Genomic DNA, 12,648 nt, shown 5'->3' with positions numbered 1-12,648 from the left:
CCGCCGCACCCGCACCGCCCCGCCCGTACCCACGGCGTGGGCGGCCGCCGCGCCGCCGAGCAGGACCGGCAGCTGCCGGCTCACCGCGGCGGTCGTGTTCTTGACGTAGTACCCCACCGAGAGGAACCCGGCGACCGAACCGTCCGGCCTGGTGACCGCCACGGTGGTGTCCACGTCCGGTCCCAGCGGTATGTCCTCGGTCGTGGTGTACGGCCCTTTCAGGGAATCCTGGTAGTCGCCGTAGACGTGCTGTCCGATCAGCTCGGGATGGGCGGTCTGGGCGTAGCGGGTCCCGTCGGTGCCGAAGATCACGATGTAGTCGAAGCCGCCGCTCTTCTGCACGTCCAGGGCCAGCGGCTGCAGCACCGCGGTCGGATCGGCGCTGTCCAGGGCGGCCGCCAGCCCGGGATAGCGCGCCAAGGTGACGGCCCCGGCGCGCGTGCTGTGCCCGGCATCACTGATGGCGTAGTTGTGGGCCTGCAGGATGAGCGTCGTCAGGGCCGCGCCGACCAGCAGCACCACCACGACCAGCAGCCACAGGAACACCTGCCCGGCGACACTGCGCACCCGCAGCCGCGAGCGCAGCCGATCCCTGGCGGACCGGTGTTCCTCCGGTCCGTCCTGTGCCTTGCTCAAGGGCATGCTCCCTGTGTGCGTCCGGGCTGTCCCCGCGCATCCGGGTCCCCTCCTCCACGCTGCCACCCGGCCCGAAGAGGCGCACGCGCGAAGCCCACGGCGGGCAGGACGGATCGCCGGCCGGGAACCGGTGGCGGCCCGGACCGCTCAGCGGTCCGGGCCGTCGCCGTCCGCCCCCGCGCGTCCGCCGCCGGACGCGCGCAGCGCCTGCGCCTCGGCCAAGGCCTGCCGCGAGAGCGGCTTGTGCCGCCAGCCGTCCCGGCAGGCGGGGACCTGGGGGCGCGCCAGGCGTGCGGGGCGCTCCAGGGCGCTCGTTGCGGCGCCGTCGGCCATGGTCCGGGCCGACCCGGGCGGCGCGAACCGGTGGCGGGCGATGACGGCGCCCGTGGGGGTGGCGATCGACAGGTACGGCTCGTCCAGCCGGTGGTGGACCGTCACCAACGCGCCGGCGAGGTCCGGCTGGACCGCATAGAAGCTGTCGCGGTACGGCACCAGCCCCTGAGGGTCGACGACCCGGTGCGTGCACAGCCGCGCCGGGAACGGGGTGTCCGGCAGGGCCGGCAGCCGATGGTCGTCCTGGGTGTCCTGGCACCGTGCGAGCCGATCCAGCTCGTCCTGGGCGCCGGTCAGCCCGATGTCACGCGCGGAGCCGTACCACCAGTCGTGCAGCACCGCGCCCCGGGCCTCGTCCGGCGGGTCGACGTGGTCGGCCGGACCGAGCTGGACCGCCGCGCCGTAGTAGCGGGCCACCTGCGCGAAGGCCGGCTTCGGCTGGCCGGTCGCGACGGTGCACGCGACCGGCGTCCGGCCGAGCCGCCAGCATCCGGGGGTGCCACCGAACCGGCGCAGTACCCGGTCGATCGCCTCCACCAGGTGCGGGAGGTCGTCGCCGTCGCTCAGCACGCCGCGCCAGCGACCGGAGGTGGTGAGGGTGCCGATCAGCAGCTGCACGTGGGTACCGCACCCCCACCACGCCGGCGGGGCGGGCAACCGGAGCCAGTCGAACCGGATCTCCTGGCCGCCTCGCGACGCGTCCGCCGGCCCGCCCGGATACCCTCCGGGCGGGCAGTGCGTACAGGGCGGACGCAGCACGTGCCGACGTAGCGCCCGGGTGAAGGTGGAGTAGGCGCCGACGTAGCCGAGCTCGACCAGCTCCGCGAACAGCCGGGTCGCCAGGAGGTGCGGGTCATCGGCCAGCCGCTGTCGGCAGTAGGGCAGGAAGAGCAGGAACGCGTCCGGCGTCGCACTGCGCACGCCCGCGACCCGGCCACCGCCGAGGTAGGACCGCACCGTCTTGCGATCGCGCCCCAGATGCCGGGCGATCGCCGAGATCGACCAACCCTGGAGATGCAGCTCCCGCATCTCCAGATATTCCTTCCTCGCGAGCATTCCAGTCCCCTTGCCGAAACCGGCTAAAAAATCATGCCGGGTGCATGTGGATGGCGGATTCCTCCAACGAGCCAAAGACCTTACATGAGTATCCGGAAGATGCGAAGCGGGCAGGATGTCTATACCACTGATTCGTTGAGAATTCCGGGGAGGACGCGACCTCCGAGCGCGCCACCCCGTCGCGCCACCCGGGGAGAATCGCCAAGCAGGTACGGCCAGCTATGAACATATGACCACCATTCCGGCGGGTGGGGAATTTTCGGGAGCACCATACGGAATCTTTAATACGGCGGCCCGGGTGGATCGACCGAGGAATTCCAGGTAGCATGCCCGAAATGAGCTATTAAAGGTCGCCCGAATTGCGGATATTCGATGGGCCATCCCCGTCGTTGACCCGGACATGGGTGTAATTCGTCAATGGCAAAATTTGCCCCCGGCAGACCGGGATCCCGTATGCAGCGTCGGCAGCTGGCTTTTTGTGCCCGATCGTCGGAATGCCGCGGGAGACGTGCAGTGCGGCTACCTGGCACGCAACGGGGAGCGCGTCGTCCTGGCGCACTGCTCCCGGCTGCTGGCCGACTTCCTGCGAACGATCCGCCACCTCCAGGAGAGCCACGCCCAGCGTGCCGGCTCCTCGGCCCCGGCCGAATGCTGACCCGCGCGACTCGGCGGCGGGCGAGCAGGACAGCGAACGGCACAACGTTGGGAGATGGCGATGTACGACCCGATGGGCGAGAACTCCGCCTGGTTCGGGACCGGGGCCAGCGTCCTCGGCGTCCCGACCACCGAGGGGTGGGTCAACTGGGACAGCGGGCAGCCCGGGCCGCACCACCCCTACGCGTCCCTGGACGACCTCAGCCTGCTCGACACCGTGCCGCACCACGCCTACGCGTCGCTGGACGACCTCGACCTGCTCGACACCGTGCCGCACCAGGCGACGCGGGAGCCCGCTCCGTCCGTCCGGCACCGCCGCGAGCAGTCGGTGACGTCGTGGCCGCTGGTCTTCCGCAAGCTCTTCGGGGTGCTGACGGCCGTGACGGTCACCGCCGTCTGCGTGCTGGACTGGATGCTCTGCTACAACCCGCTGCGCGACCTCGCCGGGTCCCGGGTGCCGCACGGAATGGACCACCTGTGGCCGGTGATCATCTACGGGCCGTGGCTGGTGGGCAGCCTCTCCACGCTGCGCAGCACCCTGGAATCGCGCAGGCTGGTGCACGCGTGGGTCGTGGTGGTCGTCTTCTCCGGCATCGCGACGGGGTTGTGCTCCTTCGAGGTGTACCGGACGTCTCTCGATCCGCTCGACATCATCGTCGCGGGCCTGCCGCCGATCACCTCGGCCGTCTGTCTGCACCAGCTGGTGCGTCAGATCGCGGTGGCCTCTCGTCCCCGCCGCCCGTCGCCACGACACACCACCCACCGGGTGTCGCGGCGGCGAAGGCGCTGAGCCCGACCGAGGGCCCGTCCCCGCGGGCCCGCCCAACCGTCGTCGCGCGACCGTGACACCGACCGGCGGATGCGGGAAGCCCTGATGGCCCCTGGTCGCGTTCGCCCTGATCACATGTGCCCTCAACCCGCCGTGCCGCCGATCCGAGCGGCCGTCGGACAAGAAGACCACCCGGGCCGCCGGCCGCGGTTACGGGGCGGAACGCGGTCGACGGTCTCGGGGCGTCTCCGCGTTCTCGAGGGCCCCGACCGGGTTCCGGTCGGGGCCCTCGTCGCTCCCGACCCAGCCTCGACCCGGTTCCCCGGCGCCGCGGCGGCGGCGATCCGCTGCCGGCACGGGCTTCTGCCCGGCGGGTCGAGTATGTCATCATGCGATGACATCGTCTGATGACATCACATGATGACAGCCGTCAGACACTCGATCTCCGACAAGGGAGGGCGCGTCCATGGAGACCCGAACGGGCCTGTCGACGCGACGTGAGCGGGCCCTGGTGCCCGTGCTGGTGTTCCTCAGCGCCGTGGTGGCGGTGATCAGCAGCCTCGGTGCGCCGATGATCCCGACCATCGCGGCCGTCGACCACGTGTCGCTCGCCGAGGCGCAGTGGTCGCTGACCATCACGATGCTGGTCGGGGCGGTCGCCACCCCGGTGCTCGGCCGACTGGGTGACGGGCCGGCCCGTCGCACGGTCACCCTCACCGCCGCCGCCATGGTGGTGGTCGGCAGCGTGCTGGCCGCGCTGCCGCTCGGGTTCGGCTCGCTGATCGCGGGGCGCGCGCTGCAGGGCGTCGGGGTCGGGCTGACCCCGCTGGCCATCGCCACCGCGCGGGACGCCCTCCCCGGCGCGGCCTCCCGCTCGGCGGTCGGGCTGCTCTCCATCACCACCGTCGCCGGCGTCGGCCTCGGCTACCCGATCACCGGCCTGATCGCCCAGTCCTTCGGCATCCACGCGGCTTTCTGGTTCGGCGCCGCGATCAGTGCGCTGGCCCTGGCGCTGGCCGTCCTGGTCCTGCCCCCGACGACCGGCCGCGAACGGCGCCCGCTGGACGCGCTCGGCGCGGTGCTGCTCGGGCTGGCACTGGTCGGACTGCTGCTGGTGCTCAGCGAGGGCGAGAGCTGGGGCTGGGGCAGCGCCCGGCTGTGGACGGTGGCGGGCGTCTCGGTGCTGCTGCTGGTCTGCTGGGTCCGGCACGAGCTGCGCACCGCCCACCCGCTGGTGGAGCTGCGCAGTCTGACCAACCCCGTGGTGCTGACCGCGGACGTGGCCGGTCTGATCGCGGGCGTCGGGATGTACCTGCTGCTGTCGCTGGTGATCCGCTACGTCCAGACCCCGGCCGGCACCGGCTACGGCCTGGGCGCCTCGGTCGTGGTGGCCGGCCTGGTGCTGCTGCCGTTCTCGGCGCTCAGCCTGCTGTCCAGCAAGGTGGTCCCGACCCTGGCCCGGCGCACCTCCTCCGCCCTGGTGCTGCCGCTGGGCTGCGCGGTCTCGCTGGTCTCGGTGCTGTTCTTCCTGTTCGCCCGAAACCACCTGTGGGAGCACCTGGTGGTGATGGGGATCGCCGGACTCGGCGTCGGCTGCACCTTCGCCGTGATGCCGGGGCTGATCGTCAACGCGGTGCCCGCCGACGAGGTCGGCAGCGCGGTCAGCTTCAACCAGCTGCTGCGCACCGTCGGCTACTCCGCCGGCAGCGCGCTGTGCGGCGCCGTCCTCCAGGCGCACACCGCGCCGGGCCGGCTGCTGCCCGCCGACAGCGGCTACCGGGACGCGGCGCTGATCGGCTGCGCGGTGTGGGTGGTGACCGGGCTGACTACGATCGTCCTGCCGCGGCTCAGTGCCGCGACCGCCGCCCGCAAGGGTGCCCGCGTGGACGAGGAGCTGATGGTGGAAGAGAGCATCGCCGACGGCGTGGCCGGCGAGGGCGAGGTGCCCGTGCTGCCGGCCGGAGCCGAGCGGTGACCGAGGCGGCCCCCGGCACCGACGGGCCCGCCGTCGCGGACGGCGGACAGCCGGAACCCGCGACCCCACGGCGCCGGGACGCCACCCGCAGCCGGGAGCTCCTGATACGGGCGGCGATGGAACTCTTCGCCGACCGCGGCTTCGAGCGCACCACCATCCGGGAGATCGGCGACCGGGCCGGCGTCGACCCGGCGCTGATCGCCCGCTACTTCGGCGGCAAGACCCAGCTCTACCTGGCCACCGTACGCATGGAGCTGGGCGACTCGGCACCGGCCGACCTGCTGGACGACGACCGCCTGCGCACCCTGGTGGAGCGGCTCACCCGACGCGGCCCCGGCCCCTCCTTCATGGCCGCGGTCCTGCCCGGCGACAACACCGAGGTCCAGCAGTCCGCGCGCACCTACCTCCGCGAACGGATGGTCGAGCCGCTGCACCGCCGCTTCGCCGCCGAGCACGTGGACCGCCCCCAGCTGCGGGCCGAACTCGCGGCGGCCGCCTTCGCCGGGATCATCCTGGCCCGCTCGAGCGGGGCCTTCGCCGAACTCGCCAAGGCCTCGCCCGAGGAACTGCTGCCACTCCTCCACGACCTCCTGGCCGCCAGCCGCCCGACCGCCGACCAGTAGTACTGGTCCGCTAGGAGGGCTGGTCGACCAGCAGCTGGACGCCGTCGAGGATCCGGGCGAGGCCGAACTCCAAGGGGTCGACCGGGTCGGGGGCGAAGGCGCCGGCGGCGATGGCGCGGGTGAGGGTGGGGAAGCGGTCGGCGTGGCGCTCCAGGAGCTCGCCGGTGAGGCGGTTCCACTCCTGGCTGTGCTGCTCGTCGAAGTCGAGGTCCTGCTGGACGAGCGTGCGGACCAGGCCCGCGACCAGCACGAAGACCCGGTGCTGCTCGGCCGCGGTCAGCCCGCTGGGCTCCAGGGCGGCGAGGGCCGCGTCGAGCCATCCGAGCTGGTTGGGGCCCATCAGCTGACGGCGCATGGCGGTGGCGGCCAGTAGCCAGGGGTGGGCGCGGTGGGTCGCCGCGGACCGGCGGGCCCACTCGGTGATCCGCTCCCGCCAGCCGGTCCCGGCCGTCGACAGGTCGGGGGCCTCGGCGAGGACGGACTCGACCATCAGCTCGATCAGTTCGGCCTTGCCGGGCACGTAGCGGTAGAGCGCCATCGCCGAGACGCCGAACTCGGCGGCGACCTTGTTCATCGAGACGGCGTCCAGCCCCTCGGCGTCGGCGATCACCACCGCGGCCGCGGCGATGCGCTGGGGGGTCAGGCTCGGCTTGGGCCCCCGGGTCGGCTGGTCCTGCTCGCCCCACAGCAGTGCGATGCCCGCGCGCAGGTCACGCGCCTTCTCCCTGGCCATCCGACGCTCCCTCTCAGCTGGTGTTCCGCGGTGCCCGTTGACACCACCCAGAACTGTATATACCTTAAACGCATCTGCTGACGCGATAAACAGTTTGGGGGATACACCATGCTCGCCACCATCGCCACCGTCTCCGCCGCCGCTCTCACCGCTCCCGTCGCCGGACTGCTGGGCTACCGGCAGCTCAAGCGCGCCGCGTTCGCCGAGCGGCTGCGGATCACCGGCCCGAAGGGGATCGAGGAGGCGGGCTTCGTCCGCATCGGCGGCATCGACCAGTGGGTCTCCATCCGCGGCGAGGACCGCGACAACCCGGTGATCCTGGAGATCCTGGGCGGCCCCGGCGCCTCCAACCTGGTCTTCACCCCCCGCACCCGGGGCTGGGAGAAGCACTTCACGATCGTGCGCTGGGACATGCGCGGCGCCGGCTTCACCTTCGCCGCCACCGGCCCGGAGGGGCAGGGCGAGCTGAGCTACGAGCGGCTGCACCACGACGCCCTGGAGGTCACCGAGCACCTGCGGACCCGGCTCGGCATCGACCGGCTGCTGCTGGTCGCCAACTCCTTCGGCACCGTCCTCGGCCTGCGGCTGGCCCGCAACCACCCCGAGCTGTACTCGGGTTACGTCGGCACCGACCAGAACATCATCGACGGCGGCCGGGAGCGCTCGGCCTACGACGCGCTCGTGGGCCGACTGCGCGCGGCGGGCCGGAAGAAGGAGAAGGAGCTGGCCACCGCCCTGGCGATGGGCGCCGACCGGTCGGCGTGGACCACCAAGGACGTCGGCGAGTACAACAAGCTGGTCCTCACCAGCGACCCGCTCTCCTTCGACACCATGAAGACCGTGGTGATGCGCTCACTCTGGTTCTCGCCCCTGCACACCCTGCGCGGCCTGCGGTCGTACCTGAAGGCCATGGAGTTCTCCGAGCGCCTCCAGCTGGAGGCCGCGGCCTTCGACGAGCGCGCCGAGGGGACGGAGTTCCGGATCCCGTTCTTCGTCTTCCAGGGCGACAGCGACGTCCTCACCCCGCCCGAGCCGGCCAAGCGCTTCTTCGACGAGGTCACCGCGCCGGTCAAGGAGTTCGCGCTGATCCGGAACGCCGGCCACTTCGCGAGCTTCCGCCACCCCGACCAGTTCCTCGACCTGATGCTCACCGTGGTCCGTCCGGCGATCACCGCCCAGCCGGTTGCGCGCTGAGCGCGGCGGCAGCCGTCACTCGGCCACCACGGCTATCTCGTGGACGGCGTTCCGGTCGCCGGTGAGCGGCTGGACCCGCCCGGCGGAGTCGGTGGCCCGGCAGCGGACGCGGTGCGGGCCCGGGGCGAGCTCGCACCGGAGCCGGAAGCGCTGCCAACTGGGGTGCGGGCCGCGCCGGTCCAGCTCGGCGGGCTGCCAGTCGGCGTCGTCCACGGCGACCTCGACGGCCGTCACCTCGGTGGAACTCCAGGCGTAGCCGGCCAGTTCGCAGACTCCGGCCGGGACGGACCGCCCGTCGCGCGGGGTGAGCAGCTTGCTGCTGACGTCCTTCTCGCGGACCGGACTTGCCTCGCTCTCCCCGGGCAGGACGCGGGTGTACAGGCGGGTGGTGAAGAGGTGGTCGGGGCGCTCGGCGGCCAGCACGATCCGGGTCAGCCACTTGACCGAGTTGGTGCCGAACATCAGGGGCGCCACCGCGCGCACCGGATACCCGTGGTCGGGGCGCAGCGGTTCGCCGTTCATGGTGTGGGCGAGGACGACCTCGGCGCCCGCCTGGTCGAGGGGCAGGTCCTTGAGGTAGCTCACGCCGCTCTCCCCCGCGAAGTCGCCGCGGTCGGCGCCCTCCAGCCAGACGTGCCGGGCCTCCGGGCGCGGGCCGGCCAGCTCCAGCACGGCGGCGAGCGGGACGCCGGCCCACTCCAGGTTGGTGACGGCGCGGGTCGGCACATCGGGGCGCAGCGGATTGCCGAAGCACTCGTGGACGGCGGTGAACCGGGTCTGCGGCAGGCCCTGGAGACTCGGGAAGTCCAGCCGCAGGGGCCGCTCCACCAGGCCCTCGACGGTCAATGTCCAGGTGGCCGGGTCGAGCCGCGGGTGCGGGCCGAGGTGGTTGCGGACGAAGACGTCCTCGACCGGCGTGAGGTAGCGGTCCGGTGCCTCCGGGTCCGTCCTGATCATTCGTCACACCCCCGTGCAGTGATCACTGTTCCGCGATCGACAGTACAAGGAAGGACTGACAACGTCCCTTCCGGCCAGGCCGGCGGGGCCTTCCAGCCGGGGATCAGGGGCCTCGAAGTCCCGCGCCTCCGCCATGAGTTCGGCCACCACGGCCGCCTTGTGATCCGAGTAGGCGAGCAGCCGCCCGGCGGCCCGGGCGGCGTCCCGCTTGGCGCGGGCGTAGCGGGCGGCCGCCTCCGGGTGGGCCCGCAGGTGGTCGCGGAACAGCAGGTTGTCGGTCCACAACCGCCCGCGCAGCCCGACCACGTGGACGTTGACCGGCAGCTCCGAGCGCCGCCTCAAGTACTCACGGCCGGGGACGCCCGCCTCGCCCAGGTGCTCGAAGCCGAGCCCGCGGACGTACCCGACCACCGCGTCGACGTCCCGGTCCGCACAGCCGATCTGAATGTCGAGCACCGGCTTGGCGTCCAGGCCGGGGACGGAGGTCGAGCCGATGTGCTCGACCTCGACGTACGGGCCCAGCTCCCCGAGCCCTGCGGTGAGCTGCTCCACCAGGGCCAGGCCCCGGACCGCCCAGGCCGGGTCGTACGGGGCGAGGTGGACCGGTTCGTCGAGGTCGGGCGCAGTGGACACGACACAGGAGGGTAGCGGCCACGAGCCCGGGCCGGCCGGCCCGGATGTCCGATTCCTTCAAGACCCCCCGCCCGCACCCCGCCTAGCGTGGCGACCATGAACAGCACACCCGCACCGCAGCTCGCCTTCTTCGGCCTCGCCGTCTCCGACATGGCCGCCTCGGTCGCCTTCTACCGGCGGCTGGGGCTCGCCTTCCCGGAGGGCGCCGAGCAGGAGCCGCACGTCGAGGCCGAGCTGCCCGGCGGGCTGCTCCTGGTGCTCGACGCCGAGTCCACCGTCCGCTCCTTCCACCCCGGCTGGCAGCCGCCGACCGGCAACAGCCGGGCCGGGCTGGCATTCCGCTGCCAGAGCCCGGCGCACGTGGACGCGGTGTACGAGGAGCTGACCGGCGCCGGGCACCACGGCGAGCTGAAGCCCTGGGACGCCTTCTGGGGCCAGCGGTACGCGACCGTGCACGACCCGGACGGCAACGGGGTCGACCTGCTCGCGCCGCTGGCCCGGTAGCTCCACCGTGCTGGTACTACAGCAGCGCCGTCACCGGCTGTCCCGCCAACTCCCGCACCTCGCGGGCCAGATGCGCCTGGTCCGCGTAGCCGGTCCGGGCCGCCGTCTCGGCGAGCGGGACGCCGGAGCGGGCCAGCCCGAGGGCGCGCTGCAGGCGCAGGATCCGGGCGAGGGTCTTGGGACCGTAGCCGAAGGCGGCCAGCGAGCGGCGGTGCAGCTGGCGGGCGCCGAGCCCGACCGCCTCGGCCGTCGCCGCGACGCCGCACCCGGCCGAGAGCGCCGCGGCCACCGCCCGTACCAACGGGTCCTCCGGCCGCGCCTCGGCGGCCAGGCGCAGCGCGAGTTGCTCCAGCGCGGCGGCCGGGTCGGGCGCCGCGTCGATCCGCCCGGTCAGCCGCCGCACCTCGCCGCCAGGGCGCAGGTCCGCCAGGTCGACCCGTCGGTCGCGCAGCGCACAGGCCGGCACCCCGAGCAGCGCCGGTGCGACCCCGGGCCGGAACCGGACGCCCGCCCACGGGCCCCGCAGCCCGGGGCCGGGCCGGAACGCCCGGGTGTCGGGGCCGGCGACCAGCAGTCGACCCTCCGTCCACAGCAGGTCCATGCAACCGTCCGGCAGCACCAGCCCGCCCGCGCCGTCGCCCGTACGGTCGGCGCCCTTCGTCCACAACACCGCCCCGGGCAGGCGGGACGCGCGCTCCGCGTAGTCGGTGAACACGCTTCGAAGGCTACGCCCCGGACGGGCCGACGGGCCGGGTGAGCCGACGGCCCCGGCTGCGCGGGGCGGCCGGGGCTGGTGGGGCCAGTAGGGCTGGTGGGACCGGTGGGACTCAGCCCACCGGCTCGACGGCGGGCTCGACGGGATCGGCGGGCTCGACGGGATCGGTGGACTCCGCCACGGCCTCCTGGCCGCCCGTGCCGCGGTCGCGCATCAGGACCAGGGTGAGCACCGCCGCCGCCAGGACGGCGACGCCGCCGGCCGTGAAGGTGGTCGAGGTCGCGGTGTTGAAGGCCTCGCGGGCGGCGCTCGCCAGGGCCCCGTCGCCGGTGGAGGCGGAGAGGGAGAGCGCGTCGGTGACGGCGTGCCGAGCAGCGGCGGGGGCACCGGCCGGCATCGAGCCGGTGTAGGTGCTGGAGAGCACGGTGCCGAGGACGGCCACGCCGAGCGCGGCGCCGGACTGCTGGATGGTGTCGTTGAGCGCGGAGCCGACTCCGGCGTGCTCGGCGGGGATCGCGCCCATCAGCGCGTTGGCGGCGGCCGGCATGCCGAGGCCGGAGCCGATGCCCAGCACCAGCATGGCCAGGGCGACCTTGGTGAAGCCGTCGCCGACCGAGAGCGTGGCCAGCAGGGCGAAGCCGCTGGCGATGATCACCATGCCGATCGAGGTCAGCACGCGCGGCTGGAGCTTCTTGCCGAGCGCGGCGCCGATCGCGTTGAAGGCGAGCGAGGCGATGGCCAGCGGTATGAAGGCCAGGCCGGTGTCGGTGGGCGAGAACTCCAGCACGAACTGCAGGTACTGGGTGAGCACCAGCATCAGGCCGCCGGTGGCGAAGGTCAGCAGGACCAGCGAGAAGCTGGCGCCGGTGAAGACCCGGTTGCGGAACAGCTTGAGCGGGACCATCGGCGAGTCGGTGCGGACCTGCCGGACGCCGAAGCCGATCAGCGCGGCCACCGCAACGGCCAGCGCGCCGAGGGTGCCGGCGTCGGTGAAGCCGTCCCGGGGCAGCACGATGATCGACCAGACCAGGGCCGTCATGCCGACCATCGAGAGCAGCATCCCGGGCAGGTCGGGTCGGCGCCACGGCCCCTTGGACTCGGGCATCAGCACGACCGCCGCGACGATCGCCACCGCCGCCACCGGCACGTTGACCAGGAAGACCGCGCCCCACCAGAAGTGCGCGATCAGCGCGCCGCCCAGCACCGGGCCGCCGACCAGGCCGACCATGGCCACCGCGCTCCAGGCGGCGATCGCCTTGGGCCGCTCCTCGTTGTCGAAGACGGTGATCAGGATGGACAGCGTGCTGGGCATGATCAGCGCGCCGCCGACCCCCATCAGGACGCGCCCGGTGATCAGCTGGCCGGGGCTGGTGGCGACCGCCGCGACCAGGGAGGCGGCGCCGAACAGTGCCAGGCCGATGATCATCACTTTTCGCCGTCCGAAGCGGTCGGAGAGGCTGCCCGAGGTCAGCAGCAGCCCGGCGAAGACCAGGATGTACGAGTCGATGATCCACTGGATGTCCTGCGCCCCGGCCTTGAGGTCCTCCGCGATCGGCGGGATGGACACCGTGAGCACCATGTTGTCGATCACCAGCACCAGGCTGCTGAGACAGAGCACGACCAGGATGAGCCAGCGACGCGGGTGACGTTCCACCGTGATCCCCCTTCGGTTTCGGCGCGCCGGCCGCAGCCGCGCACAGGTCCTCGCGTCGGTTGCGGCCGCGCGGAAGTCGTCGCGGGCACACCGTCCACCACCCCCGGTCGTACGGCGTGCGCCACTCCGAACACTGTACGGTCGCCGTACAGTGTTCGCAACGCCGCACAGCGTGCGGCGCGGCTTATGCTGAATCGGAAGAACCCGGACCG

Annotated in this window: 12 protein-coding genes and 1 pseudogene; 6 read left to right on the top strand and 7 right to left on the bottom strand. The window is 72.8% G+C overall.

What is annotated here, in order from left to right; genetic code table 11:
- Together ACFVWU_RS00985 and ACFVWU_RS00980 are read right to left on the bottom strand one after the other, a co-directional pair.
- Positions 1-636: pseudogene (locus ACFVWU_RS00985) on the bottom strand (histidine kinase); the annotation flags it as partial.
- A 147-nt stretch (positions 637-783) separates the two neighbouring features.
- Entirely contained in the window at positions 784-1,998 is a 1,215-nt protein-coding gene (locus ACFVWU_RS00980; protein ID WP_387613682.1) for an IS21 family transposase, read from the bottom strand.
- Between the two features lie 535 nt (positions 1,999-2,533).
- Between ACFVWU_RS00980 and ACFVWU_RS00975 the strand changes: the two genes are divergently transcribed.
- The 4 genes from ACFVWU_RS00975 to ACFVWU_RS00960 all read left to right on the top strand — a co-directional run bounded on the left by ACFVWU_RS00975 (position 2,534) and on the right by ACFVWU_RS00960 (position 6,046).
- Entirely contained in the window at positions 2,534-2,680 is a 147-nt protein-coding gene (locus ACFVWU_RS00975; protein ID WP_387613679.1) for a hypothetical protein, read from the top strand.
- A 54-nt stretch (positions 2,681-2,734) separates the two neighbouring features.
- Positions 2,735-3,469 carry a hypothetical protein gene (locus ACFVWU_RS00970; protein ID WP_387613677.1) on the top strand — a complete coding sequence of 245 codons (735 nt, stop codon included), beginning with the start codon at positions 2,735-2,737 and terminating at the stop codon, positions 3,467-3,469.
- Positions 3,470-3,914: 445 nt separating this feature from the next.
- Positions 3,915-5,423, top strand: coding sequence for an MFS transporter (locus ACFVWU_RS00965; protein ID WP_387613674.1), 1,509 nt, complete (start codon positions 3,915-3,917; stop codon positions 5,421-5,423).
- Positions 5,420-6,046 (top strand): helix-turn-helix domain-containing protein, encoded by a 627-nt coding sequence (locus tag ACFVWU_RS00960; RefSeq protein WP_387613672.1) that lies wholly within the window; start codon positions 5,420-5,422, stop codon positions 6,044-6,046. The genes ACFVWU_RS00965 and ACFVWU_RS00960 overlap by 4 nt, the downstream gene beginning before the upstream one ends.
- 10 nt (positions 6,047-6,056) lie before the next feature.
- Here the strand turns inward: ACFVWU_RS00960 and ACFVWU_RS00955 are convergent, their stop codons facing one another.
- Entirely contained in the window at positions 6,057-6,779 is a 723-nt protein-coding gene (locus tag ACFVWU_RS00955) for a TetR/AcrR family transcriptional regulator (RefSeq protein ID WP_387613669.1), read from the bottom strand.
- A 108-nt stretch (positions 6,780-6,887) separates the two neighbouring features.
- On the opposite strand from ACFVWU_RS00955, the gene ACFVWU_RS00950 reads away from it, so the two are divergent.
- On the top strand, positions 6,888-7,973 hold the full coding sequence (locus ACFVWU_RS00950; protein ID WP_387613667.1) for an alpha/beta fold hydrolase: 1,086 nt from the start codon (positions 6,888-6,890) through the stop codon (positions 7,971-7,973).
- Positions 7,974-7,988: 15 nt separating this feature from the next.
- Here the strand turns inward: ACFVWU_RS00950 and ACFVWU_RS00945 are convergent, their stop codons facing one another.
- Both ACFVWU_RS00945 and ACFVWU_RS00940 read right to left on the bottom strand, forming a co-directional pair.
- Entirely contained in the window at positions 7,989-8,930 is a 942-nt protein-coding gene (locus ACFVWU_RS00945; RefSeq protein ID WP_387613664.1) for a molybdopterin-dependent oxidoreductase, read from the bottom strand.
- Positions 8,931-8,933: 3 nt separating this feature from the next.
- Positions 8,934-9,563 carry a GrpB family protein gene (locus ACFVWU_RS00940; protein WP_387613661.1) on the bottom strand — a complete coding sequence of 210 codons (630 nt, stop codon included), beginning with the start codon at positions 9,561-9,563 and terminating at the stop codon, positions 8,934-8,936.
- A gap of 96 nt (positions 9,564-9,659) precedes the next feature.
- Here ACFVWU_RS00940 and ACFVWU_RS00935 point away from each other — a divergent pair, with 96 nt between their 5' ends.
- Positions 9,660-10,067: a VOC family protein gene (locus ACFVWU_RS00935; RefSeq protein ID WP_387613658.1), complete on the top strand. Its 408-nt coding sequence runs from the start codon at positions 9,660-9,662 to the stop codon at positions 10,065-10,067.
- Positions 10,068-10,083: 16 nt separating this feature from the next.
- Here the strand turns inward: ACFVWU_RS00935 and ACFVWU_RS00930 are convergent, their stop codons facing one another.
- Both ACFVWU_RS00930 and ACFVWU_RS00925 read right to left on the bottom strand, forming a co-directional pair.
- Positions 10,084-10,782, bottom strand: coding sequence for a helix-turn-helix domain-containing protein (locus tag ACFVWU_RS00930; RefSeq protein WP_387613655.1), 699 nt, complete (start codon positions 10,780-10,782; stop codon positions 10,084-10,086).
- Between the two features lie 112 nt (positions 10,783-10,894).
- Positions 10,895-12,436 (bottom strand): MFS transporter, encoded by a 1,542-nt coding sequence (locus ACFVWU_RS00925; RefSeq protein ID WP_387613652.1) that lies wholly within the window; start codon positions 12,434-12,436, stop codon positions 10,895-10,897.
- Between the last annotated feature and the right edge of the window lie 212 nt (positions 12,437-12,648).

Origin of the sequence: Kitasatospora sp. NPDC058190 (assembly GCF_042883685.1) — a bacterium.
Taxonomy (GTDB): Bacteria; Actinomycetota; Actinomycetes; order Streptomycetales; family Streptomycetaceae; genus Kitasatospora.
Note: the sequence above shows the minus strand (reverse complement) of the source record. Positions and strands in the feature narration are given on the sequence as shown.